This is a genomic window from Marinobacter nauticus ATCC 49840, from assembly GCF_000284615.1.
Lineage (GTDB): Bacteria > Pseudomonadota > Gammaproteobacteria > Pseudomonadales > Oleiphilaceae > Marinobacter > Marinobacter nauticus.
Genome location: NC_017067.1, coordinates 697,045 through 721,559, shown reverse-complemented (window position 1 = coordinate 721,559; position 24,515 = coordinate 697,045). Strand labels below are relative to the sequence as shown.

General features: G+C 56.8%; 20 protein-coding genes and 1 riboswitch. Of the genes, 7 read left to right on the top strand and 13 right to left on the bottom strand.

Annotated elements, in window-relative coordinates:
* The first annotated feature begins 151 nt into the window (after positions 1-151).
* The 4 genes from argS to hslU all read left to right on the top strand — a co-directional run bounded on the left by argS (position 152) and on the right by hslU (position 4,457).
* Positions 152-1,837: an arginine--tRNA ligase gene (gene argS / locus MARHY_RS03315; protein WP_014420563.1), complete on the top strand. Its 1,686-nt coding sequence runs from the start codon at positions 152-154 to the stop codon at positions 1,835-1,837.
* 7 nt (positions 1,838-1,844) lie between these two features.
* A complete protein-coding gene (locus MARHY_RS03310) occupies positions 1,845-2,489 on the top strand; it encodes an SPOR domain-containing protein (protein WP_014420562.1) in 645 nt (214 codons plus the stop codon).
* A 91-nt stretch (positions 2,490-2,580) separates the two neighbouring features.
* Positions 2,581-3,111 carry an ATP-dependent protease subunit HslV gene (gene hslV, locus MARHY_RS03305; RefSeq protein ID WP_011784337.1) on the top strand — a complete coding sequence of 177 codons (531 nt, stop codon included), beginning with the start codon at positions 2,581-2,583 and terminating at the stop codon, positions 3,109-3,111.
* Positions 3,112-3,125: 14 nt separating this feature from the next.
* Positions 3,126-4,457: an ATP-dependent protease ATPase subunit HslU gene (gene hslU / locus MARHY_RS03300; protein ID WP_011784336.1), complete on the top strand. Its 1,332-nt coding sequence runs from the start codon at positions 3,126-3,128 to the stop codon at positions 4,455-4,457.
* 85 nt (positions 4,458-4,542) lie between these two features.
* Here the strand turns inward: hslU and MARHY_RS03295 are convergent, their stop codons facing one another.
* The 3 genes from MARHY_RS03295 to MARHY_RS03285 all read right to left on the bottom strand — a co-directional run bounded on the left by MARHY_RS03295 (position 4,543) and on the right by MARHY_RS03285 (position 8,727).
* The gene (locus tag MARHY_RS03295) at positions 4,543-5,784 is read right to left on the bottom strand and encodes a patatin family protein (protein WP_014420561.1); all 1,242 of its coding nucleotides are present in this window, start codon (positions 5,782-5,784) and stop codon (positions 4,543-4,545) included.
* Positions 5,785-5,877: 93 nt separating this feature from the next.
* Positions 5,878-8,184 carry a phosphoenolpyruvate--protein phosphotransferase gene (gene ptsP, locus MARHY_RS03290; RefSeq protein ID WP_011784334.1) on the bottom strand — a complete coding sequence of 769 codons (2,307 nt, stop codon included), beginning with the start codon at positions 8,182-8,184 and terminating at the stop codon, positions 5,878-5,880.
* Positions 8,185-8,196: 12 nt separating this feature from the next.
* On the bottom strand, positions 8,197-8,727 hold the full coding sequence (locus MARHY_RS03285; protein WP_011784333.1) for an RNA pyrophosphohydrolase: 531 nt from the start codon (positions 8,725-8,727) through the stop codon (positions 8,197-8,199).
* A gap of 182 nt (positions 8,728-8,909) precedes the next feature.
* Here MARHY_RS03285 and MARHY_RS03280 point away from each other — a divergent pair, with 182 nt between their 5' ends.
* Entirely contained in the window at positions 8,910-9,566 is a 657-nt protein-coding gene (locus MARHY_RS03280) for a histidinol-phosphatase (RefSeq protein ID WP_014420560.1), read from the top strand.
* Between the two features lie 10 nt (positions 9,567-9,576).
* On the opposite strand, the gene MARHY_RS03275 is transcribed toward MARHY_RS03280, so the two are convergent.
* The 3 genes from MARHY_RS03275 to MARHY_RS03265 are packed head-to-tail and all read right to left on the bottom strand — an operon-like array spanning position 9,577 to position 12,110.
* A complete protein-coding gene (locus MARHY_RS03275) occupies positions 9,577-10,773 on the bottom strand; it encodes a class I SAM-dependent rRNA methyltransferase (protein WP_011784331.1) in 1,197 nt (398 codons plus the stop codon).
* Between the two features lie 6 nt (positions 10,774-10,779).
* On the bottom strand, positions 10,780-11,172 hold the full coding sequence (gene gcvH, locus MARHY_RS03270; RefSeq protein WP_011784330.1) for a glycine cleavage system protein GcvH: 393 nt from the start codon (positions 11,170-11,172) through the stop codon (positions 10,780-10,782).
* Positions 11,173-11,219: 47 nt separating this feature from the next.
* Positions 11,220-12,110 (bottom strand): LysR family transcriptional regulator, encoded by an 891-nt coding sequence (locus tag MARHY_RS03265; protein ID WP_022992065.1) that lies wholly within the window; start codon positions 12,108-12,110, stop codon positions 11,220-11,222.
* Between the two features lie 113 nt (positions 12,111-12,223).
* On the opposite strand from MARHY_RS03265, the gene metE reads away from it, so the two are divergent.
* Positions 12,224-14,494 carry a 5-methyltetrahydropteroyltriglutamate--homocysteine S-methyltransferase gene (gene metE / locus MARHY_RS03260; RefSeq protein WP_014420557.1) on the top strand — a complete coding sequence of 757 codons (2,271 nt, stop codon included), beginning with the start codon at positions 12,224-12,226 and terminating at the stop codon, positions 14,492-14,494.
* Between the two features lie 64 nt (positions 14,495-14,558).
* Here the strand turns inward: metE and MARHY_RS03255 are convergent, their stop codons facing one another.
* The 6 genes from MARHY_RS03255 to thiC form a co-directional block, all read right to left on the bottom strand.
* Positions 14,559-15,137 carry a DUF2931 family protein gene (locus MARHY_RS03255; RefSeq protein WP_226374446.1) on the bottom strand — a complete coding sequence of 193 codons (579 nt, stop codon included), beginning with the start codon at positions 15,135-15,137 and terminating at the stop codon, positions 14,559-14,561.
* A gap of 33 nt (positions 15,138-15,170) precedes the next feature.
* The gene (locus tag MARHY_RS03250) at positions 15,171-17,231 is read right to left on the bottom strand and encodes a T6SS phospholipase effector Tle1-like catalytic domain-containing protein (RefSeq protein ID WP_014420555.1); all 2,061 of its coding nucleotides are present in this window, start codon (positions 17,229-17,231) and stop codon (positions 15,171-15,173) included.
* Positions 17,232-17,344: 113 nt separating this feature from the next.
* Positions 17,345-18,151, bottom strand: coding sequence for a 3',5'-cyclic-AMP phosphodiesterase (gene cpdA / locus MARHY_RS03245; protein WP_041654561.1), 807 nt, complete (start codon positions 18,149-18,151; stop codon positions 17,345-17,347).
* 210 nt (positions 18,152-18,361) lie between these two features.
* A complete protein-coding gene (locus MARHY_RS03240) occupies positions 18,362-18,847 on the bottom strand; it encodes a DUF1249 domain-containing protein (protein WP_023010963.1) in 486 nt (161 codons plus the stop codon).
* Positions 18,844-19,464 carry an NUDIX domain-containing protein gene (locus MARHY_RS03235; protein ID WP_014420552.1) on the bottom strand — a complete coding sequence of 207 codons (621 nt, stop codon included), beginning with the start codon at positions 19,462-19,464 and terminating at the stop codon, positions 18,844-18,846. The genes MARHY_RS03240 and MARHY_RS03235 overlap by 4 nt, the downstream gene beginning before the upstream one ends.
* Positions 19,465-19,578: 114 nt before the next feature.
* Complete coding sequence (gene thiC / locus MARHY_RS03230) at positions 19,579-21,456, bottom strand: phosphomethylpyrimidine synthase ThiC (RefSeq protein WP_014420551.1); 1,878 nt, start codon at positions 21,454-21,456, stop codon at positions 19,579-19,581.
* A gap of 83 nt (positions 21,457-21,539) precedes the next feature.
* Positions 21,540-21,653: riboswitch (TPP riboswitch) on the bottom strand.
* Between the two features lie 186 nt (positions 21,654-21,839).
* Between thiC and MARHY_RS03225 the strand changes: the two genes are divergently transcribed.
* On the top strand, positions 21,840-23,201 hold the full coding sequence (locus MARHY_RS03225; RefSeq protein WP_014420550.1) for a TolC family outer membrane protein: 1,362 nt from the start codon (positions 21,840-21,842) through the stop codon (positions 23,199-23,201).
* A gap of 43 nt (positions 23,202-23,244) precedes the next feature.
* Here MARHY_RS03225 and waaA read toward each other — a convergent pair whose 3' ends face one another.
* Entirely contained in the window at positions 23,245-24,498 is a 1,254-nt protein-coding gene (waaA, locus tag MARHY_RS03220; protein ID WP_014420549.1) for a lipid IV(A) 3-deoxy-D-manno-octulosonic acid transferase, read from the bottom strand.
* Positions 24,499-24,515 lie beyond the last annotated feature (17 nt).

Here is a 24,515-nt window from a genome sequence, read left to right as displayed (position 1 = left end):
CTCACCGCCTGTCATCGCCGTCACTGGCCAAGCGTGTTTTCCTGAGTCTTTTTGCTTACACACCAACTTTCCGCGATAATACGCCCCTTCTGTTTTTAACGGGCGCCCTGCCCTGACACCCATTCTTCTGCAAACCGAGTCATTCGACAGCATGAAAGAGACCGTATCCGAGCTTCTCCAGTCTGCACTGGCGACCCTGCAGTCTGACGGCACACTGCCGGCAGACCAGAGCTTCACTCCTCAGGTGGGCAACACCAAAGACAAGTCCCACGGGGACTATGCCTGTAATATTGCCCTGGTGGCCTCCAAAGCCGCCGGCTGCCCACCTCGCAAGCTGGCCGAAGCCCTGGTGGCTGCATTGCCTGAGAACTCCGCCGTGGAAAAAGTGGAGATTGCCGGGCCGGGGTTTATCAATTTTTTCATGAGCACCGCCAGCGCCTTCGGCATTGTGAACACTATCCTGGACGAAGCACAGCAGTTCGGCCGCAACAACTCTGGTAACGGCGAAAAGGTTCAGGTGGAGTTTGTGTCTGCCAACCCCACTGGCCCTCTGCACGTGGGTCACGGACGGGGCGCCGCCATTGGCGATTGCCTGTGCCGCTTGCTGGAAGCCAACGGTTACAACGTTACCCGGGAGTTTTACTACAACGACGCCGGAGCGCAGATCAACAATCTGGCCCTTTCGGTGCAGTCCCGCGTTAAGGGCCTGACGCCGGAAGATGAAAGCTGGCCGGAAGATGGCTACCGGGGCGATTACATCGTCGATGTGGCAAACGCCTACCTTGCTGGCGAAACCGTGGTGGCCGATGACCGCGAGGTAACCGCAAAAGCAGATCCGGAAGACCGGGATGCCATCCGGGAATTCGCCGTCGCCTACCTGCGCCGTGAACAGGACCTGGACCTGAAAGCCTTCGGGGTTCAGTTCGATGTGTATTTCCTGGAATCCTCTCTGTACGAGGATGGCAAGGTGGAAGCCACCGTTGAGCGCCTCAAGGCCAACGGTTACACCTATGAGCAGGATGGCGCCATGTGGCTGAAAACCACCGAGTTCGGCGACGACAAAGACCGGGTAATGCGCAAGAAAGACGGCGGCTACACCTACTTCCTGCCCGATGTCGCCTACCACCTGGACAAGTGGCAGCGCGGTTTTACCACCGTAATTAACGAGCAGGGCGCTGACCACCACTCCACCGTAACCCGTGTTCGCGCGGGACTGCAGGCCCTGAAGGCAGATATCCCCCAGGGATGGCCGGATTACGTTCTGCACCAGATGGTGATGGTGACCCGCTCTGGCCAGGAAGTAAAAATCTCCAAGCGCGCAGGCAGCTACGTTACCGTGCGGGATCTGATCGACGAAGTGGGCCGGGATGCCACCCGCTTCTTCCTGGCGGCACGTCGCGTGGATTCCCAGTTGACTTTCGATATCGACCTGGCGCGCTCCCAGACCAATGAAAACCCGGTGTATTACATCCAATATGCCCATGCCCGGATTTGCAGCGTGCTGCGCAAGCTGGCCGCCGAGGGCGTACAGCGTGGCATGAACGAATGCGTCGGCGACCTGAGCCTGCTGACTCTGGATGAAGAAAAAGAGCTGGCCAACCAGTTGGCGAAGTATCCGGAACTGATTGCCAACTCTGCCGCCCAGCGCGAGCCGCATCACCTCACCCATTACCTGCGTGAGCTGGCGGGCCAGTTCCATACTTACTACAACGCCCACAAGGTGCTGATTGAAGATACCGCCCTGCGGGACGCAAGAGTCAGCCTGTACCTGGCCGTGCGCCAGGTGATTGCCAACGGCCTGGACCTGCTCGGCGTAAGCGCACCAGAGGAGATGTAATCAGGCCATGGCCAGAGATTACGCCAGGAAAGATCGCCCTGCGGGCAAAGGGGCCGCCGCCAGCAAGCCTGCGGCCAGGCCCCGCAAGCCGTCCAAACCCCAAAAGAGTGCACCATCACACTCACAGCATGGCGCGTTGTCTATGAAAACCATCCTGTCTCTGGCCGCCGTGGGTGGCTTCATCGGCTTTATCGTCTACCTGAACACCTTGCCCGGCGGGCCGGAAACTGCCAGGCAAACCCCGATTCAGGAGCAGACCCCGGTAGCGCCCAAGCAACCCGCCAACACCACGGCTAAACAGGATGGCCGGCCGAAAGAGCAGAACTTCCGGTTCTATGAAATGCTGCCGGAATCCGAGGTCGTTCCGCCCAAAGTGGAAGAATATACCCCGGGCCCGGCCATGCAGGAGTTCGATTATGTCGTACAGTCTGGCTCGTTCAGGAGTAAGGAAGACGCCGAGCGACAGCGCGCACAGATCGCCTTCCAGGGACTCAGAGCTCATGTACAGCGTATTGATCTCGACAACGGAAGTGTTTGGTACCGCGTAAATGTGGGACCATTCAACTCACGCAGCCAGATGAACTCGGCGGTCGACAAGCTGGTTACTATCAATATCCAGCCTCTGGTGCGGAAGATCCCGAAAGAAGGCTGAACTTTGTTCAGCCACCTCCCCTGCTCTTGAAATCCCGCCCAGCGCCTCCATAAAGCCAAAATACAAATTCAAACAGGCAACTGGAGCGCCAATGACCACGATAGTTTCCGTACGCCGGGAGAATGAAGTCGCCATGGGCGGTGATGGCCAGGTATCCCTCGGCAACACCGTTATGAAAGGCAATGCCCGAAAGGTACGCCGCCTGTACAACGGCCAGGTAATCGCTGGTTTTGCCGGTGGCACCGCCGATGCCTTCACCTTGTTCGAGCGATTCGAAGCCCAGCTGGAAAAGCACCAGGGCAACCTCACCCGTGCCGCTGTAGAACTGGCCAAAGACTGGCGCACAGACCGCGCCCTGCGCAAACTGGAAGCCCTGCTGGCCGTTGCGGACAAAACCGCTTCTCTGATCATTACCGGCAACGGCGACGTGATCGAGCCGGAGCAGGGGCTGATCGCTATCGGTTCCGGCGGGCCGTTTGCCCAGGCCGCCGCCCGGGCGCTGCTGGAAAACACCGAGCTCAGCGCCCACGAAATCGCCGAGAAGGCGCTCGAAATTGCCGGCGACATCTGCATTTACACCAATCAGAACCGCACTCTGGAAGTGCTGCCCATTAAAGACTGACGACCGGAGCGACCATGTCTGCAATGACTCCCCGAGAGATTGTCCACGAACTGAACAAACACATCGTGGGCCAGGAAGAAGCCAAACGCGCCGTCGCCATTGCCCTGCGTAACCGCTGGCGCCGCATGCAACTGGACAGCAGCCTGCGGGATGAAATTACCCCGAAAAACATCCTGATGATCGGCCCCACCGGCGTCGGCAAAACCGAAATTGCCCGCCGGCTGGCCAAACTGGCGGATGCCCCCTTCCTGAAAGTGGAAGCCACCAAATTCACCGAAGTGGGCTATGTAGGCCGGGATGTTGAGTCCATCATCCGCGACCTGGCCGACATGGCGGTTAAAATGCTGCGCGAACAGGAAATGAAGCGGCATGAACACCGTGCACTGGATGCCGCCGAAGACCGCATTCTGGATGCCCTGCTGCCGCCCCCCAGGGATTTTAACGAAGACAGCCAGCGCACCAATGCGGACTCCTCGACCCGACAGCTGTTCCGCAAGAAATTGAGGGAAGGCGAGCTGGACGACAAGGAAATCGAGATCGATTTGCGCAGCAGTGGAGCCGGCGTGGAGATCATGGCACCTCCGGGTATGGAAGAGATGACCTCCCAGTTGCAGAGCATGTTCTCCAACCTGTCTTCGGACAAGCGCAAAACCCGCAAGATGAAAGTGGCGGATGCCATGAAGCGGGTGAAGGACGAAGAAGCCGCCAAGCTGGTGAATGAGGAAGAGATCAAGCAGAAGGCCATTCAGGCGGTTGAGCAGAACGGGATTGTCTTTATCGATGAGATCGACAAGGTTGCCAAACGCTCGGAAAACACCTCCTCGGATGTGTCCCGGGAAGGCGTTCAGCGCGACCTGTTGCCTCTGATTGAAGGCAGCACCGTAAGCACCAAATACGGTTCCATTCGGACCGACCACATTCTGTTCATTGCCTCTGGCGCCTTCCACCTGTCCAAGCCTTCTGACCTGATTCCGGAACTGCAGGGCCGCCTGCCGATTCGCGTGGAGCTGCAGGCGCTGACGCCGGACGACTTCAAGCGCATTCTGACCGAACCGGATGCCTCGCTGGTGCAGCAGTATGAAGCGCTGATGGGCACCGAAGGTGTGAAACTGACCTTCGCCGACGATGCCATCGCCCGCATTGCGGAAGTGGCTTACAAGGTGAACGAAACCACCGAGAATATCGGTGCGCGCCGCCTGCATACCGTGCTTGAGCGCTTGCTGGAAAGTCTGTCCTACGACGCTGGCGACCAGGTCACCGATACCTTTGAGGTGACCGCGGACTACGTTGACGAGAAGCTCGGCGAGCTGTCTGAAGACGAAGACCTGAGCCGCTACATTCTCTGATTCGCGGTTTCCTGAAATGCCAACAAAAAAGCCGGAGGGGATGACCTCTCCGGCTTTTTCATGCCCGTATCGGCAACATCAGTACTTATTCTGCCTTTGAGAACAGGTGCGTGACGGTACTGAAGCCGCTCGCAATCCGGTTCCTCTCGCCCTGCTTCTTGCGACCTTTGGCCACATACAGGGGCAGCATTTCACCATACAGGCTGGTACTGATGGTTCTCTGCTCATCCTCAAGACGATCCCGGCGCAGCGTAATGCCGTACTTGCGCAGTTTGGGCTCCAGTTCATCTGCCCGCCGGAGCAGATCTCGGCGGGTCATCTGATAGGCGTGCTCACACACCATCCGGCGACTCTGGAAGCTGAACACATTTGAGAAAAACAGCTTGGCATCATCCCGGGTAGGTTCAAACAGCAGTATGTCCTTATCCGGATAATCACGGGTATATTGAGCAATACCCGACTGCATACGGGAATAAACCATGGTCCGGAACATCTGGGACAACAGATTCGGCATTCCGGAACGGGTGAGCTCTCCCGGCTTCATGGTCCCCGCGCGCACCGCAGCACTGGCATCGATGGGCACCTGGGGATTGACCGCCAACACCAGATCCGCGCCATCTTCAAAAGCGACCGAGGCATGCAACCCCTTTCGCAGCGTACCGTCCACGTAAAAACGACCATCAATCTCGACCGGCACGTACAGCCCCGGAGATGAAGTACTGGCTTGAACCGCCCGGGATATGGGGACATGATCGTACCCGGGCGCACCAAAGCAGACCGCTTCCGTGCTCTCCACGTCTGCAGCAACCACATACAGACTGCGCTTGAGCTGACGAAAATCATTCGTGCGGCCAAGCATGGTGAAGGCGCGCTTCAGGTACTCGTGCAACCCCTCGTTATCGAAAAGTCCGGCCGGTGCCGCCTGGGCCAGAATGGTCATGGCTTCCAGCAGGCTCTGGTCGTAAGGGTTGTTCACAAACCGGCTGACCGCCGTTGAAAGCAAGCCCGGAACGGCGAGCAGCCGGCGCCCGATCTCACGCAAAGCCGGACGATAGAAAACCTCAGGGTGAAACGGGTGAACCTCAGCTTCGTTCCTTACAAAGATGCGGCAAAGCTGGGCTGTGGTCATCTGGTTTGCCAGATTGGCAGCCACAAAAGAGCCGGCATTTACGCCGACATAGACATCGATATTATTGAAATCCAGACCATCCAGGGCTTCGTCCAGAGCCCGCAGGGCACCGATCTCGTAAATACCACCCAGAGGCCCACCGCCGCCAAGGGCGAGGCCAATTCTCGGTGCTGGCTTGAGCTCGGTCGCTGTCTTCATTGACTGTCCTTATCGGATACTGCTGCAGGATTTCAGTTATCCAACAACCTAACAAGGGAATTTAGAGTGCGCACACTATAACCCTCACACTGCTCAGGAAACGGCCTGTTCTGCCAGTGCTGCCGACGAGGTACGGGCTGGACGCAAGTAGCGACCAAAACCAGCATTGCGTAACGCCAGATCAACACAGCTCTTGATGACATGGGGCGAATCCAGCAACAGCACATCCTCCAACAGTTGAATGGCCCATTCCCGCCCCACGCTGCGGATCACGGATTTCACTTTCGGCAGACTCGCTGCGTTCATCGACAGGGAATCATAGCCCATGGCCATCAGTAACAGCGCGCCGCCCGGATCACCCGCCAGTTCGCCACAGATACCCACTGGCTTGCCCACCGAATGGGCATCCTGAGCCACCCGCACCAGCGCCTGCAGCACCGCCGGATGATAGGAGTGATACAGCTGCGCCACCCTCGGGTTATTGCGATCTACCGCCAACAGGTATTGAGTCAGATCGTTGGAGCCCACTGACAGGAAATCCACCCGCTCCGCCAGCTCACGAATCTGGTAAACCGCGGCCGGGATTTCCACCATCACACCCACCTTGGGCATATGGATGTCGTACCCTTCTTCACGAACTTCGTGATAGACCCGATAGATCAGGTGCAGGGACTCCTCCACCTCAGAAATATTGCTGATCATCGGCAACATGATCTGCAGGTTGTTCAGACCCTCACTGGCCTTAAGCATGGCCCGCACCTGTACCAGGAAGATCTCAGGATGGTCCAGCGTTACCCGGATACCGCGCCAGCCAAGGAACGGGTTTTCTTCCTGTATGGGAAAATAGGTCAGTGCCTTGTCACCGCCAATATCGAGGGTTCGCATGGTCACCGGATTGGGAGCAAAGGCCTCCAGCTGTTCCCGGTAGTATTCCCGCTGCTCCTGCTCTGACGGGAAGCGATCCTTGATCATGAACGGCACTTCGGTGCGGTACAGGCCGATGCCCTCGGCACCATGGGAAAGGGAGCGCACCACGTCGGTCATCAAACCGGTATTCACCAGCAGCGAGACCCGATGACCGTCAGTGGTCTCACAGGGCTTGTCACGAAGCGCTTCAAGGCCCCGAACCAGTTCGTCCTCTTCGTCGCAGATGGCCTGGAAAAAGGCCCTGAGATCCGCTGAGGGAGACGCGAAAATCTGCCCTTCGAAACCATCTACCACCAGTTCCCGGCTATCGAGCTGGTTAACCGGGATGTCTACCAGACCCATCACCGTGGGCACACCCATTGCCCTGGCCAGGATGGCAACGTGGGAGTTGCTCGACCCCTTTACCGAGACCAGCCCAACCAATTGCCCTTTGGGCACTTCACCAAGCATGGCCGGCGTCAGCTCTTCACTCACCAGCACGGTACGCTCGGGATACTCCAGATGCTTCTGCTCACCTTCCTGCAGGTGTGAGAGTAGTCGGCGGCCCAGATCACGGATGTCGACTGCACGTTCTTGCAGGTACAGGTCGTCCATCATCTCGAAATGACGAACATACTGCTGAACCACCTGTTTCAGGGCGCCCTGAGCCCAGACGCCTTCCCGGATTCGATTCGCCACCTCACCCGGTAGCGCCTCATCTCCCAGCATCCGCAGATAGACATCGAACAACGCCTGCTCTTCCGGCCGGAGCTGGGACGCAAGGCGGTTGGCAACGCGCTCGATATCTTCCCGCACCGCCGAAACAGCTGAACGAAAGAGTTCCAGCTCCTGATCGATGTCTTCGGTCGGCTTTTCCGGAACCACATCCAGATCGGCGGCAGGATAAACCACCACGCCCGTTCCAATGGCGACACCCGGCGCTCCGGGAACGCCGCTGAAACTGACATCGCGGGCTTCCTCACCCGTCAGCGACAATCCACTGATGGCACCTGTGGCCTCACTGTGGGCAATCACACCCGCCAACTGGGCAGACACGGTGACCAGAAAAGCTTCTTCACCTTCATCGAAGCAACGGGAACTCTCCCGCTGCTGAACCACCAGCACGCCCAGTACCCGGCGATGGTGAATGATCGGCACCCCCAGAAACGAGCGAAAGCGTTCCTCACCGGTCTCCGGAAAATAACGGTAGCGCGGGTGGGATGGCGCATCTTCAAGATTGATGGGTTCCTCACGGGAACCGACAAGCCCCACCAGACCCTCGGAGTAGGCCAGGCTGACCTGACCCACGGAGTCTTTGTACAGGCCTTCGGTAGCCATCAGGATATAGCGATTGGAGGCGGGATCCAGCAGATAAACCGAGCAGACCTCTGTGCCCATGGCCTTTTGCACCCGCGATACAATGATTTCCAACGCCTCCTGGAGATCGCGGGCGCTGTTTACCTCTTGTACTAGACTTCGCAGGATGCTCAGCATGGAGTCAGTCCGTCATTTCTGATGTTCCTTCATACGCCGTGGGTTCTCGGCCCGGTGCCACTGCTCCATGTTATGAAACAGTCTTGGGGCCAGCTCCCTCAACGCGCGTCTGTATACTTCTCGTTTAAATGAAACCACCTGCCCCAACGGATACCAGTAGCTCACCCACTGCCAGCCGTCGAATTCCGGTGAATCCGTGCCATCCACGCGTACATGCGCATCTGGCGATAACATCCTCAGCAGGAACCATTTCTGTTTTTGCCCCACGCATACGGGGTGCGAGTTATGGCGTACCATCCTCCTCGGAAGCCGGTAACGCAGCCAGCCCCGGGTGCAGCTGATGATTTCCACATCGCTGGCACACAGGCCGATTTCCTCTCCAAGCTCCCGGTAGAGTGCATCCTCGGGGGTTTCGTTGTGCTTGATACCGCCCTGAGGAAACTGCCAGGAGTCCTGCCCTATTCGCCTTGCCCAGAGAACTTCTCCCCTGTGGTTGGCCAGAATGATTCCGACGTTGGGTCTGAAACCGTCTGAGTCGATCACGGCACAGTCCTCGTAGTAGTCGGCTGCCGGTTATTTTTTAACCGGCGAAAATTGTCCAAGTTGCTCTCATTCTTACAGAAACCCAAGGCTTCGGCAAACGGAGCTGTTGGCGGCACGTTACTGCCATGCCGTGGTAGACTGTCGCCTTTGCCATGATGCCTGTACGGATGGGAGGAGAAGGCTTGACGCTCGCGATTTTTGATCTGGATAACACTTTGCTGGCCGGGGACAGCGACCATGCATGGGGCGAATTCCTGGTGGAAGAGGGCATGGTGGATGCGGAGGAGTACAAGCGGGCCAACGACCGCTTCTATCAGGAATATCTGAATGGAGAGCTGGATGTTTTCCATTACCAGCGCTTTGTACTGGCCCCCCTCACCCGCCACAATCTGGAAGAGCTTGAAGGCTGGCGGGCTGCTTTCATGGCCAAGAAGGTGCAGCCGATGATGCTGGACAAGGCGGTGAAGTTACTCGCGGATCATCGCGAGCGGGGCCACACGCTGATGATCATTACGGCAACCAGCCGTTTTATTACCGAACCTATTGCCGAAATGCTGGGAGTGGATCATTTGATTGCCACTGAGCCAGAGCTGGTGAACGGGAAATTCACGGGTGAAGTGGCGGGCACACCGAGTTTTCAGGAGGGCAAGGTAAAGCGGCTGAATGACTGGCTGGCTGCCCACGGCGAGAGCCTTGAGGGCGCCTGGTTCTACAGCGATTCCCACAATGATTTGCCGCTGTTGCGGAAGGTGGACAATCCTGTGGCGGTGGACCCGGACCCTACCCTGGAGAAAACGGCAATTGAGAATGGCTGGGCGGTGATTTCGCTGCGGGCGTAACGCCCGCAGATCACAAAAACCCAGTCAGGGAACGCACAAAGCAGGACTTGATATAGTCCGTCTCCGGAATCCCCGGTACGATCGGATGATCCGGCGCCTGGTGACCCTGTTCCAGCAACTGCACAAACCGGTCGATCTTGCGTCCGCTGCTACGAATAATATCGATCAGCTTTTCCTGGGAAAGATGCATGGAACAGGAGGCCGACACCAATAGTCCGTCGCGTTCCAGCAGCCGGAGCCCCAATTGATTCAACCGGGCATAGGCTTGCTCACCAGCTTTCTGGTCCCGGCGGCGCGGGATCAAGGCAGGAGGGTCCAGCACCACGATGTCGAATTTTTCCTTTTCGTCCGCCAGGGCTTTCAGGGCATCAAAGGCATCACCTTCAATGGTATCCACGTTTTCCAGCCCATTCAGTTTGGCGTTGTGGTGTACCGCATCTACGGCGGCTGACGATGCGTCCACGCAGGTCACCTGGGATGCGCCGGCGCAAGCGGCCTGAATGCCCCAACCGCCCACGTAACTGAACACATCGAGAACTTTTTTGCCGGGCGCGTAGGCCTGCAGGCGCTGGCGATTCATGCGGTGGTCATAGAACCAACCGGTTTTCTGGCCGCCCGCCAGGGGCACTTCAAAGCGGGCGCCGTTCTCTTCCACCAGTACGGTGTCGGCTTCCGGACCGTGGGCAAACTCCACGTAAGTATCCAGCCCTTCTACTTTGCGCATTTTGCCATCGTTCTTCAGCACGATGATGCGGGCATGAGCCAGGCGCTGGACGGCACGGACAATAGCCTCCTTCATCTGCTCCATGCCGGCGGTGGAGATCTGCACTACGACGACATCATCGAACCGGTCTACTACCAGGCCAGAAAGACCATCGCTGTCGCCGAATACCCAGCGATAGAAGGGTTTATCAAACAATCGCTCCCTCAGACTCAGGGCCGCCTCCATGCGATCAGTCAGCCGCTTGGGCGTCATGCCGTGAGCAGCATCACGACTGATCAAACGACCGCAGATCAGGGCATGGGGATTCACAAACGCCACCCCCATCGGTTTGTCGTTCGATGCCCGAACCTGCACCTGCGCGCCGGGCTGAAACTCCGTCAGCGGGCTGCGGCGGGTATCCACCTCGTTGCTGTACACCCACAAATGACCGGCCCGGAGACGACGTTCTGCGCCTTTGCGCAGATAGAGAACGGGGAATTCCATCAATAATTATTCCTCAGCGGCCACGTGTTCAGCGTAGGCAGCCGCATCCATGAGGCCCTCCAGCTCGCCTTCGTCGGCCAGCTTTACCTTGAACATCCAGCCATCGCCGTAGGGGTCTTCGTTCACGATTTCCGGCTCGTCTTCCAGCTTTTCATTGATCTCGATGACCTCGCCGGTTACCGGGCTGAAAACGTCTGAGGCGGATTTCACGGATTCTGCCACGCCGGCTTCTTCGCCGCCGTTTACCGTTGCGCCCATTTCCGGCACACCGATGTAGACCACGTCTCCCAGCTGCTCCTGGGCAAAATCGGTGATGCCCACGGTGGCGGTGCCGTCAGCGTCCACGCGCACCCACTGGTGAGTTTCGATGTACTTCAGATCAGAAGGGATTTCACTCATGATTTGTGTGTCCTGTGATAATTTTCCGCGCAGTTTAACCGAAGAGACTAGTTCCAGCGAATGCTGCGGGCCAGCTTCACGAACGCGTTCAGATAATCCACCGCCTCGTCACGCTCCCGGAAACCCAGAAAAATCTGTTTGGGCATACCTTGTTGACCGAGTTTCAGGGCTCTGATGGGCATGTTCCGGGCATAGTCATCCACCAGCCAGCGTGGTAAAGCACTCACCCCTCGCCCTGCAGCAACCATCTGCAACATGATATCGGTGGTCTCAATGGTCTTATGGCGTGCCGGTGCGGTATGCGCCGGCAGAAAAAACCGCGTGAAGATGTCCAGACGCTCTACTGCCACCGGATAAGTAATCAGCGTTTCTTTTTCGAGTTGATGCGGCTCTACCCATTTTTCATCGGCAAGCGAATGATCTTCCGACACCACCAACACCTGTTCATAATCGAACACGGGCTCAAAACGTACACCGGGCTTATGCAACGGGTCCGGGGTAACCAGCAAGTCGATATCATGACCAAACAACGCGCCCATGCCGCCGAACTGGAACTCCTGTTTCACATCCACATCGACATCCGGCCACTGCTGCAAGTAAGGGCCTACTACTTTCAGAAGCCATTGATAGCAGGGGTGACACTCCATGCCAACTCGCAAGCTGCCGCGCTGCCCTTGGGCAATCTGGTGAATCTGCATCTCAGCGTGTTCAAACTGCGGCAGCAAACGATTGGCCAATGCCAGCAGTTGATGACCAGCCTGAGTCAAACGCAACTGACGCCCCTCTCGGAGCCAGACCGAAGTGCCCAGTTGTTGCTCCAGTTTACGAATAGCGTGGGACAACGCCGACTGGGTGAGGTGTAGCTGTTCCGCCGCAGCCGTCAGTGAACCCTGGCGCTCCACCGCTCGCAAGATTTCCAGATGATGCCGCTCGACCATAACCTTTCCGTGAACGTTTTTCATGATTTAGTGAAATAATACCATTTTTATTCATGCAAAAGCCCACCTAACCTTGAGACCTGACTCAACACACAGGATTCAAGGACTCAATCATGGCAACCACACATAACCTCGGCTTCCCCCGTATCGGTGGCCAGCGTGAGCTGAAATTCGCGCTGGAAGACTATTGGGGCGGCCGGCAAACCGAACAGGAACTGGCCATCACGGCAGCCGATCTGCGCCGGCGTCACTGGCAGCAACAGGCCGGGCTCGATTACGTGCCGGTAGGCGATTTTTCCCTTTATGACCAGGTGCTGGATATGTCCGTCACTCTGGGAAACCTCCCCATCCGGGCCGCCAGCAAAGAAGGCTCGGAGCTGGACGCTTACTTCCGTGCCGCACGTGGCCGGGGTGCCAATGATAGCCCCTGCTGCGCCACTGCCGCTGGCGAGATGACCAAGTGGTTTGACACCAACTACCACTATATTGTGCCGGAGCTGACAGCTGACACTCACTTTGAACTCAATCCGGAACGACTGTTAACACAACTGTCCGAAGCACGGAAGCAGGGACTCAACGCAAAACCCGTGATTATTGGCCCGGTGACCTATCTCTGGCTGGGAAAAACCTCGGATGGAAGCAATCCTCTGGATTTGCTGGAGCGCCTGCTACCGGTGTACTCCCAACTCCTGGAAGCCCTGGCGGATGCCGGCGCGGAATGGGTTCAGATTGACGAACCTGCCCTGGTCACGGACCTGGACGCCAACTGGCGTTATGCCTTTAATCTGGCTTACCACCAGCTCAAAACGAACCGCCCGAAACTGCTATTGGCCACCTATTTCGGCGAGCTCAGGGACAATCTTCAACTGGCGTGCGAATTGCCCGTTGCAGGCCTGCACGTTGATGCCATCAGCGCGCCGGCCGAGGTCAGTCGCGTGGCAGACTGGCTGCCGAGCCACAAGGTGCTTTCTCTCGGGGTGGTCAACGGTCGCAACATCTGGAAATCGGATCTGAACAGCACTCTGGGCTGGTTGGAACCCCTGAACGAAAAACTGGGGCAACGTTTGTGGCTGGCACCAACCTGCTCGCTTCTGCATGTCCCTGTCGATCTCTCCCGGGAACAGGAACTAGATCGCGACATTCGCAACTGGCTGGCGTTTGCGGTTCAGAAACTCGACGAACTGAAGATTCTCGCCAGAGCACTGAACGAGGGCCGCAGCAGCGTGCGCGCCGAGCTGGCAGACAATCAATTGGCCATCGATAGCCGCCGCAGCTCCCATCGCGTGACCAATCCGGAGGTTCGAAAGGCCGTTGCCGCCGCCACGTCTGAGCTTGGCAATCGCCAGAGTCCCTACCCTCAGCGGATCGTCCGCCAGCGGGAGAGACTAAACCTGCCCGCCTTCCCGACCACGACCATCGGATCTTTCCCGCAAACCCGCGAGATTCGACAGGCGCGACTGCAATTCCGTAAGGGCGAGCTGAGCGAAAAGGCTTACATCGAACAAATGCGAGCAGAAATCGTTCGTTGCGTGGAAGAGCAGGAAAAGCTCGGACTGGATGTCCTGGTACACGGCGAACCCGAACGTAATGACATGGTGGAATACTTTGGCGAGCAACTGGACGGCTATGCCTTCACGCGCTTCGGCTGGGTTCAGTCTTACGGTTCGCGCTGCGTGAAACCTCCGATTCTGTTTGGCGATATCCGCCGACCCCAGGCCATGACCGTGGAATGGATCCGCTATGCCCAGTCGCTGACGGACAAACCAGTGAAAGGGATGCTGACCGGCCCGGTGACGATTCTGAACTGGTCTTTCGTGCGGGATGATCAGCCTCGCAAGGATTCCTGCCTGCAACTGGCCCTGGCAATTCGCGAGGAGGTTCAGGATCTGGAACAAGCCGGCGTGAACATCATCCAGATCGACGAAGCCGCTCTGCGCGAAGGTCTGCCGCTGAGAAAGTCGGACTGGGCAACGTATCTGGAGTGGGCAATCAACAGCTTCCGCATCGCCGCCAACGGCGTAGATGACAGCACCCAGATCCATACCCATATGTGCTACTCGGAATTCAACGACATCATCGAAGCCATTGCCCGTATGGATGCCGATGTCATCACCATCGAGACCTCTCGGTCAGACATGGAACTGCTGGATGCGTTCCGGAGCTTTGAATACCCCAACGACATTGGTCCGGGCGTATACGACATCCATTCGCCCAACATTCCTGACAAGGAACACATCATCAACCTGATGACTCTGGCGGCTGAACGTATCCCCGCAGAACGGCTGTGGATTAACCCGGACTGCGGCCTGAAAACGCGGAAATGGGAAGAAGTGACGCCGGCACTGGAAACCATGGTAGCGGCCGCACGGGAACTGAGAAGCTAGGATGCACAAACCTGCAATCTGTGGGTGCGCTCAAAAAAAGGCACCCGCAGATTGATCGGTGCGGCTACCACTTGTCGAGCTGCAAGCCGTGCTCTTCCAGGTAATCGCCATGCTCCTCCAGATAAGACGCTGTGGCACTGGCAAAATCGGCGGGGTCGCCCTCAACCTCAGTAGCAGATACTCGCATCACCTCCACCGCGTTACTTCGCTGGCTCATCATCCACATTACGACCTGGCCGCCGGGGGCCAGGCCAAGTACCAGGCTATGGCGGGGCATATAACGTTCTTTGCCACTAGGAGTCGTGGTAAGGGCGGGCACACTCATTCTGGCTTCCAGATCGTCAGGAACCCTGATCAACGTTGAGTAAAACTTCTGCTCGGCATACGAGAACCAGTGAAGCGCAATCAAGTTGGGAAACGGATCCATTTCACCGCCACCACCTCGTGGACCATACTTGCCCGTCCAACAACATGAAACAGTGCCTATAGGCACGCGCCAGCTGCGCTCACCCGACCTCTCGAGGTGCATGTTCATCACCCACATCTCATAGTGCTGGGGAGCAGCTACACCAATATACCAGGGAATATCACCTTTCTTCGATGTGGAGCAGCCAGTGATAAGCAAGCCAACGCTGACAATCATCAAAAGCCTTCGAAGAGAATACATAACGGCACCTTATCGGTTGGCATGAATGGCGCGCTCTCCTGACGAAGCAGGAGCATTAGGACTAAAGTTTCGTCCGAAACGAATGTTCGTAACGGTTTCACCGATCATAAACCTTAACGCGTTATAGTTTGCCGAATAGTGAACATAGCGCTGCCTAATCAATGCCTGTTGACCCAAGGTCAACGAGGGAGAATCACAACCAGAAATAACTTGATGAAGAATGTCCTCGGAAACTTGCATCAAGTCATCAGGTATACGCGTTTCTTCGTCTGCACGAATATCTCGTAGCGGCACTCCAGCCTGGCTGGCCAATTCCCACATAACTTTGAAAGCTATTCTGGAGTACTCTCCCCTAACCTGCCGCACCATCCGCAACGCCAGCTCTACCCGTCCATCTGGCGCCGGGTGAGCGGATACTTTCTTATGCACTTGATAATAAGCATCTCCCAGCGGACCGAGCTGACTGGGTGCTGGATCCGGTTCTTCAGATGATTGAACAGGCATACTGTATTCCCCGATCCAGCCTTCCGATTCAAATTTGAGTTTCAAGTTATTCAGGTTATCCCATTCCATCGTCTGCTCTGGCCAACGATGACGATGTGTCGGAATCACATAGTAAGGAGTTACCAGAACATCCTCGCGTTGATTATCCGAGTAACCACCACCGATATCGGAATGCACCCCCGGCAATGAGATTTCCCGGAAGTTTTCAGGGAGACTGCCATCAGAATTCCGTAAGCTGTTGAGGGAGAAATTTTCCCGATGTTCGTCAGCTGCAATTAAATGCGCTGCGGCCTCTACCTTTTTGGGATCGAGATAGACAGTAACAGGTGCATTACGCTCATTCGACGGCGATAAATCAATGGCGAGCGGATTAATTACCGCAGCCACAGTGTCGAATACCCCCACAAAGCGGACAGCAACCTTACCTGGCCATTCCATGTCAAATGACTGAAACATCCGCCCCAGTGCACCAGTTGGTCCTTCGAGTATTTCGTGGGCAGCCAGGCGAGCCGAGGCTGCTCCACGACTGAATCCGAATAAATCTACCGTTAGCGTTCTAATATTGCTCGACAATCCCAAACCATAAATTCGCCGAACAACTCGAAAAAACGCATTTCTCACCTGACTAACAATTCCTGTTTCCCCCATTCCAGAAACAGATCCAACCAGCGAATCACCTTCGCCAGTTTTGGTGCCAATACCAGGCGCATAAATCAACAGACGATGTATAGCTCGACCATTCGACTCTTCACTGGACTCAATATAATGACGAGCCAGCTTCGCCACATTACTCGGCGCATTGCCATAACTCCCACCCAATGCCAGAGACAATCGATACTCACATTCCTCCAGTGACATCTCGCCGCGCTCAAAAGCCTCAACGCATTCGGTCGCCACTCGCTCTTCCAGTTCCCTGGAATTTTCAGCATTGTTGAGGGTGCCATCAGTGAAGATGCCGATTTCGAGATGGACCTCCGGAGGTGCTTCGGTGGTGGAAGATTCGGTCGTCTTGGTCAGTGGAGAGACAGGCAAAACGTTTTTCGAGAATGAGCTGGGTGAGCCGCCGGATTGAACGTCTTGCCGCGAAGCCTGCTCGCGCTGTTTAAGGCGATACTCCATCGCGAAATCGCCTGAAGGCAGACTTCCCACGCCCAGACTGCCCTGAACCCGCAAATCTCCCGGGGTAATACCGTGCTGATTCAGAGCGTTTACTCCGGCGATGATCTCATGATCAACTCCGGCGTCTGTCACCTGCCAACGGCCCTCGCCTCCCACCTCCTCACGCCAACGCACGACGGGTGAGGATGGCTCGCCATCAATACTGTCAAAAACCAGAAGAAGTCGCCCATCCCGTATTTCCCGGAGGACATTTTCAATATGGGTATTGCGCTGTAGATTGAACGCCCGCGCTCCCAGACCGTAAGTTGCCGGCTGTCCAAGGAGGCGCTCCAGATTTATGTTGGGGTTGTTCTGAATAAAGCGCCGGGCTTTTTCCAAGGCAAAAAAGGGCGATTCCAGCCCTGGCAGATCCGCAGCCCGCAGATCCTGAGGTTGTATGATTTTCATTCCGTGTCATCCGTTGACGAGTGCTGATCTTCCCTGTGAAATCCCCTTCACAGGCTTGTCATATTATCAAAGCCGTCAACGTAAACCGTGATCTGCCTTCAGCCAGGCCCGAATCAATACCCGGTACTCTTCTCGTCCAGGTCAAACTCGAAACTTTCCGCTCGGCGGACTTCCGTCTTGAAGCTGCCGGAGGGATCAAGTTCCAGCCAGCGATAACCCGGTGCCAGAGGTTCCACGGCAAAGTCACTGGATCCTGTGGCGAACTGGATGCAAGTGGAAGGTGTAGCCAGCAGGCAAGCACCGTTGCGCTGCTGTTCAAGCTCTTGATGGATATGGCCCCACAGCACTACCCGAACCTGCGGATGCCGGTCAATCACTTGCCAGAAGGCGTCCCGGTTTTTGAGCCCGATTTTTTCCATCCAGTCTGAACCGATATCCACCGGGTGGTGGTGCAGACTAACCACAGCAGGCATCTCTGGTTGCTCGGACAAAGCCCTGTCGAGAAAACTCAGCTCATCGGCCGAAAGCTCTCCATACACCTTGCTGTGTACCGAGGAATCGAGCATGACAAACTGCCAGCCGCCCTGGACCCATTGTTTCTGATCAGAGCCGGACTCCGCCGCAATGGAAGACAAGAGCGCGGAATCGTCATGATTGCCAGCAATCCAGAGCGAGGGGCAATCAAACGCCTTCAGTTGTTCAGCGAAATAGCGATACGCCTCCGGCGACGCATCCTGGGTGAGGTCTCCGGTGGCAAGAATCAGGTCGGGCTGGCCGTGATTGCGAAGCACTTCGTCAATCACCGCCGCCAGGCTGTCACGGGTGTTGACTCCCAGCAAGGCTCCATCCGCAGACGCCATCAGGTGCGGATCGGTAAGCTGCAACACATTGAGTGGGCGCGCCGTTGTGGGTTTGGTCATGCCAGGCCTGTTCTGTTTTCTGCAAGCAGTTGATAATCCAGACAAGTGTACGATGGCTTAGTTCAGATTGATTGTTCACGAATGGAAGGTGGATCACATTCTGACCAGCGGCACGCTATATTTTGCAGTATTTGACAACTCTGCCACAGGTCCGGCAACCGGCTTTATAGACTTTCGGCGAACTGAGAAACCGTTCAGAGATGAGGGTTTTCAATCGATGCCTTCGCCCGCAGACCAGGCTGCATGCTCCATCGGCAGGTGCCCGAAACGCAGGCAATAGTCCAGCCAATCGGCCAGGAAGCCGTTCACCTGAACCTTTTCATCCGGGTGATGCATAAACCGGTTCGGATAGTCATTCACGGGCGCAATCTGTCGTTGCCGGTAGCAGCTGATTACTTCGGCCATGAGGGCATCGTGGTATACGCGCACAGTCATCCGCGGGTTGTTCAGCCATCGGCCGCTGTTGTGGACTTGCTCCAGCAGCAGGGTTTCTGTGAATCTGGCCGTTTGCAGCACTTCAATTCGCACCCGGCCCAGGTACTGGTTCTCCCGGTGCAGTTCGAACTCACATACGGGTTTGCCATCCACCTCAAGCTGGCGCAGCTTGCGCAGGCGCTGATAGTTGCCGTCGCAGAGCGCCCCCAACTGGCGCAGGTCCGGCACATATTGCCTGGGCCGCTTTACCCACTCCGTCATGCTTGCCACTCCCGCCGCAAACGCTCCCGGTTCAATTGCAGCCACTGGATGGCAATAATCGCGGCGGCGTTATTGATGCGGCCATCAGCAATCATGGCAAAGCATTCTTCCGCTGACACCACGTGGCTGAGAATGTCCTCGTGCTCATGTTCCATACCGAAAACACCACCAGCCTCGGCGGTGCTGATCTGACCGCAATACAGGTGGATCATTTCCGTGGTACCGCCGGGGGAAACCAGGTAATCGCAGATTTTGTCCAGGCGACTGAAACTCAGCCCAGCCTCTTCCTGACCTTCTCGCTGGGCCACCTCTTCCGGACTCTCACCATCCTCATTCATGCCAGCAACAAGTTCCAGTAACCAGGGGGACTGGTTACGGTGGAGCGCCCCCAAACGAAACTGCTCCAGAAGTACAACCTCGTCGCGCGCCGGATCGTATGGCAGCACGCAGGTGGCATCACCCCGGATAAACAGTTCCCGGGTAAAGACGGGCATGTCGCGACCATCGAAGCGCGGATGCGTCAGCCAGAGTTTGTCCATTCGGAAGAAGCCCTGGAACACGGTTTCACGTTTTTCGACTTTGACGTCGCTGGCGTTGAACTGGAATGGTTTTGGCATTACTTCACCCGGTTGCGCATTCGGCCTTGAACGATAGCCGGAGCCACGGCGGGGTGCAAGTTAACACCCCGCCAGGCTCGGATTCACGCCATCATGGAACCAAGTGAATGCGGGTCAGATCTTGTCGTAGATCTTGCTGCCCGATTCCACAAACTCCCGTGATTTCGCCTGCATACCGGCATCAATCGCCGACACCTCATCGATACCGTGCTCTGCCGCGTAATCCCGGACCTCCTGGGAGATTTTCATGGAGCAGAACTTGGGGCCACACATGGAGCAGAAATGCGCCACCTTGGCCGATTCCTTGGGAAGGGTTTCGTCGTGGTAGGCGCGGGCAGTATCCGGGTCCAGCCCCAGATTGAACTGGTCTTCCCAGCGGAACTCGAATCGTGCTTTGGACAACGCATTGTCGCGGATCTGGGCACCCGGGTGACCCTTTGCGAGATCTGCAGCATGCGCGGCGATCTTGTAGGTGATAATGCCGGTTTTCACATCGTCCTTGTTGGGCAGTCCAAGGTGTTCCTTTGGCGTGACATAACAAAGCATGGCACAACCATACCAACCGATCATGGCCGCCCCGATGCCAGACGTGATGTGGTCATAGCCCGGTGCAATATCGGTGATCAGCGGTCCGAGCGTATAGAACGGCGCTTCGTCACAGCATTCCAGCTGTTTGTCCATATTCTCCTTGATCAACTGCATCGGCACATGGCCGGGGCCTTCGATCATGCACTGGACGTCGTGCTTCCAGGCAATTTTGGTGAGTTCTCCGAGGGTTTCCAGTTCACCAAACTGGGCGGCATCATTGGCATCGGCAATGGAGCCCGGGCGCAGGCCGTCACCAAGACTGAAGGAGACATCATAGGCCTTCATGATTTCGCAGATGTCTTCAAAGTGCTCGTACAGGAAACTTTCCTTGTGGTGAGCCAGGCACCACTTGGCCATGATGGAACCACCTCGGGACACAATGCCGGTGGTGCGTTTGGCGGTCAGCGGTACGTGGTGCAGGCGCACGCCAGCATGGATGGTGAAGTAATCCACGCCCTGCTCCGCCTGTTCAATCAAGGTGTCGCGGAAGATTTCCCAGGTCAGATCTTCGGCCACGCCGCCGACTTTTTCCAGGGCCTGGTAGATGGGCACGGTGCCGATGGGGACCGGGGAGTTGCGGATGATCCATTCCCGGGTTTCGTGAATGTTCTTTCCGGTGGACAGATCCATGATGGTATCCGCTCCCCAGCGAATGCCCCAGGTGAGTTTTTCCACTTCCTCTTCAATGGAGGAGGTCACTGCCGAGTTGCCAATGTTGCCGTTGATCTTCACCAGGAAGTTGCGACCGATGATCATCGGTTCGATTTCCGGGTGGTTGATGTTGGCTGGAATGATGGCGCGGCCACGGGCCACTTCGTCGCGGACAAATTCCGGGGTAATTTCTTTCGGCAGGTTGGCACCGAATGACTGCCCGGGGTGCTGCTCGGCCAGCAATCCATTCTCTCGGGCTTCCTGCAGCTTCATGTTCTCCCGGATGGCAATGTATTCCATTTCCGGAGTGACAATGCCCCGCCGGGCGTAATGCATTTGGGACACATTGTTGCCGGGTTTGGCACGCAGGGGTTTGCGCTCGTCCATAAACCGGAGCGGATCCAGAGTCGGATCTTTCATACGCCGGCGGGTAAACTCAGAGGTATACCCTTCCAGTTGTTCGACATCGCCGCGTTCGGCAATCCATGCAGCGCGCACCGGCGGCAGCCCCTTGCGCAGATCAATGCTGGCTTCCGGGTCTGAATAGGGCCCGGAGGTGTCGTACACCACCACTGGCGGGTTCTTTTCGCCGCCCATTTCAGTGGGCGTGTCGCCCACAGTAATTTCCCGCATAGGCACGCGCAGATCGGCTCGGCTACCCTGCACGTATATTTTTCGTGAGCTTGGTAATGGTTTGATTGCTGCGGAGTCTACTTGTGCGGAATCGCTCAGGTAGGATGGGATATCCGTCATCGTCTGCTCCCGTGTTTGCTCAGGTGGTCGGGTCGCGTATGACGGAGTTATGCCGAAGGTAATTCGAAACCTACTTCCGGCATGGTTCGTACGGTCTTAATCCCTACGCCGGTATTATCCGGATCAGGTCGCGGGTTCTGCGTTGCAATCTCAGCCGATCACCTGCTTCAGGCGAATCAGCACCCCGTCAAGACGCGATAAATATTCTGTTTTGCTCACAAAATGAGTGAGCTTTTCAAGTGTAGAGACGGGAACGATTATTGTCCATAATGGGCCACCAATACCTTTGGGTCACTATCGGGATAAACCCGCGCTCTACACGTTGACCTGCCGATACCTGTGTCCAGATCACGGATGCCCGGAGATAGTTTTCAGGAGCAATAATGAAGAAACGTTTACTTCCAGGTTTGATCACCCTGCTGGCAGCCCAGCCCGCTTTCTCTCTGGATCTTGTGGAGGCTTATGAGCAGGCACTGTCATATGACTCCGGCATCGCCTCTGCGCTGGCACAGTTTCAGGCCCAGCAAGCCGCCAGCGATGTGAGCAAGAGTACCTTATTGCCGCAGGTTGGTGCGTTTGCCGAAGCCAACCACACGGATTTCGACGCTGAAAACGGCCCGGGAGACAGCTACAAGTCATTCAACTATGGCGTGCAATTGTCGCAACCGGTTTTCCGCGCCGACAACTGGTTCCGCTACGACGCCAGCCAGTTCCAGACCGAAGCCGCCCAGGCCCAGTACAACCTGGCCCAGCAACAACTGATTCTGGATGTTGCAACCGCCTATTTTAATGTCCTGCGCGCTCAGGATACCGTTGCAACAGCTCGCGCGACTGAAGCAGCAATCCAGCGCCAGTATGAACAGGCGCAGGAACGCTTCGACGTCGGCCTGATCGCCATCACCGAGGTGTACGAAGCCCGCGCCAGCTATGACGACAGCAAAAGCCAGCGCATCGCAGCCGACAACCAGCTGAATGTCGCCCGGGAGCAGCTGGCGCGACTGACCGGCGAATACGCCGATGACCTGGAAAACCTGCGCGAGAATTTCCCGCTCGGTCGACCTGAGCCCATGAACCCGAATGCCTGGGAAACAACAGCCCTGGACCAGAACTGGTCCATTCAAGCGGCTTTATCACAACTGAACGCCAGCGAGGCCAATCTTAAAGTTGCCAAATCCGGCCATTTGCCAACACTGGACCTGGTGGCATCCTATGGCGAGTCCGAGCTGGACGGCGCCCGAAACCCTCAGCAGGAAGGAACCCAGGGGGTTATTGGCCTGGAGCTCAACGTGCCTCTCTATATGGGCGGCGGCACCCAGGCCGGCGTGCGCCAACAACGCTCTCTGGTCACCGCTGCAGAGCAGGATCTGAACACCGTCCGTCGCGATGTACAGGTAAACACCCGCAGCCTGTTCCTCACCGTGAACAACAACGTGGAAACGGCATCGGCACTGGAGCAGACCATCATCTCTCGTCGTAGCGCCCTGGATGCCACCCGGGCCGGTTATGACGTTGGTACCCGCAACATCGTGGAAGTTCTGGATGCAGAGCGGGCTTACTACGTCGCCCTGAGGGACTACGCCAATGCGCGGTATGATTACGTGATCAACACTCTGCAACTGAAACAGGCAGCCGGAACCCTGAGCCCTCAGGATCTGGTGGATCTGAACAACTGGCTGAGTGAAGGTGCGCGAGGCATAGAAGCGATGGCAGAGGAAGACCGCACACTGGACAACCCTGCCCGGTAATCCCCAAAAGGCGAGCTCCGGGTATCACCGGCGATACCCGGAGCTACAGACGTTCGATAATCCCTTCGACAACCTTATCCAAGGCACCCCGGTTTTTCTGAACGACGCTTAATGCACGCACTCCGTAGGCCCGGCATTCTTCTTTATCAGTCATCAGCTTACTGAGCGCCGTGGCCAAGGCTTTCGCCCCGTCTATTACCTGCACAGCACCATCCGTCAGCAAGTGTTCGTATATGGTTTCAAAATTGAAAACATGAGGCCCCGAAAAAACCGGTATTCCCCAGGCTGCCGGCTCCAGTGGATTATGCCCACCACGCTCGATCAACGAACCTCCAACAAAGGCGATATCACTGGCACCGTACAGCATCATCAGTTCGCCCATGGTGTCACCCAGATAAACCTGAGCTTCGGCGGGGTCATCACCGGTTGAACGACGGGCAACAGAAAACCCCTCTTTCTCCGCCAGCTCCGCGACAGAGTCAAAGCGATCCGGATGCCTGGGCACAATAATCAGCAAAGCCTCAGGATGTTGCTGAAGTATTCTCTGATGAGCGTCAAGCAATTGCTGGTCTTCTCCGGAGTGCGTGCTGCCGGCAATCCAGACCGGGCGAGCCCCAAGCTCCTCACGCAAGGCACTGGAAGCCGCACGCACATCATCCGGTATATCGACATCAAACTTCACACTGCCAGTAACCTCAACGTGGGAGGCGGCAACGCCAATGCGCCGAAACCGGTCAGCATCCCGGTCGGCCTGCGCCGCCACCCAGGTAATGCTTTTCATGATCGGCGCGGCCAGCCCTTTGACCCGTTCGTAACCACGGGCAGAACGCTCGGACAAGCGCGCATTTATCAGGAAAACCGGAACTCTCCTCCGGCGGCATTGGCGGATCATATTGGGCCAGATTTCAGTTTCGAGAATAACCAGAATCCTGGGATTGATGCGGTCCAGAAAACGCCGGATGGCGCCGGGTGTGTCGTATGGGGCGTAGGCATACGTTACCCTGTCACCAAACATCTTGCGGGCCTGGGCCAACCCGGTGTCGGTCATCGCCGTCATCAAAATAGTGGCCCCCAGATTCCTGGCGAGCAGGCGCCTGACCAACGGGCCTGCCGCAATGGTTTCACCCACAGACACGGCGTGTACCCAGATAACCGGGCCAGAAATTTCGGGCACCCAACCCAAACGGTGTTGCCAGTCGCGCCGAAGGGCGGGCGCTTTACGCCCTTGCCACCACAGCCGGATCAGTATGAACGGCAGCACAAGGCGAATCAGCTGGGAATAGATAAACTGGAACACGCAGGACTCCCGGCAAA

Coding starts and splice junctions, on each gene's coding strand:
- gcvH (WP_011784330.1), bottom strand. CDS start 11,172: ATGAGTGAAATCCCTTCTGATCTGAAGTACATCGAAACTCACCAGTGG.
- MARHY_RS03255 (WP_226374446.1), bottom strand. CDS start 15,137: ATGATTGTCAGCGTTGGCTTGCTTATCACTGGCTGCTCCACATCGAAG.
- MARHY_RS03265 (WP_022992065.1), bottom strand. CDS start 12,110: ATGGTCGAGCGGCATCATCTGGAAATCTTGCGAGCGGTGGAGCGCCAG.
- cpdA (WP_041654561.1), bottom strand. CDS start 18,151: ATGACCAAACCCACAACGGCGCGCCCACTCAATGTGTTGCAGCTTACC.
- metE (WP_014420557.1), top strand. CDS start 12,224: ATGGCAACCACACATAACCTCGGCTTCCCCCGTATCGGTGGCCAGCGT.
- argS (WP_014420563.1), top strand. CDS start 152: ATGAAAGAGACCGTATCCGAGCTTCTCCAGTCTGCACTGGCGACCCTG.
- MARHY_RS03295 (WP_014420561.1), bottom strand. CDS start 5,784: ATGAAGACAGCGACCGAGCTCAAGCCAGCACCGAGAATTGGCCTCGCC.
- MARHY_RS03240 (WP_023010963.1), bottom strand. CDS start 18,847: ATGACGGAGTGGGTAAAGCGGCCCAGGCAATATGTGCCGGACCTGCGC.
- MARHY_RS03225 (WP_014420550.1), top strand. CDS start 21,840: ATGAAGAAACGTTTACTTCCAGGTTTGATCACCCTGCTGGCAGCCCAG.
- MARHY_RS03235 (WP_014420552.1), bottom strand. CDS start 19,464: ATGCCAAAACCATTCCAGTTCAACGCCAGCGACGTCAAAGTCGAAAAA.
- hslU (WP_011784336.1), top strand. CDS start 3,126: ATGTCTGCAATGACTCCCCGAGAGATTGTCCACGAACTGAACAAACAC.
- ptsP (WP_011784334.1), bottom strand. CDS start 8,184: ATGCTGAGCATCCTGCGAAGTCTAGTACAAGAGGTAAACAGCGCCCGC.
- MARHY_RS03275 (WP_011784331.1), bottom strand. CDS start 10,773: ATGGAATTCCCCGTTCTCTATCTGCGCAAAGGCGCAGAACGTCGTCTC.
- MARHY_RS03310 (WP_014420562.1), top strand. CDS start 1,845: ATGGCCAGAGATTACGCCAGGAAAGATCGCCCTGCGGGCAAAGGGGCC.
- MARHY_RS03250 (WP_014420555.1), bottom strand. CDS start 17,231: ATGAAAATCATACAACCTCAGGATCTGCGGGCTGCGGATCTGCCAGGG.
- hslV (WP_011784337.1), top strand. CDS start 2,581: ATGACCACGATAGTTTCCGTACGCCGGGAGAATGAAGTCGCCATGGGC.
- thiC (WP_014420551.1), bottom strand. CDS start 21,456: ATGACGGATATCCCATCCTACCTGAGCGATTCCGCACAAGTAGACTCC.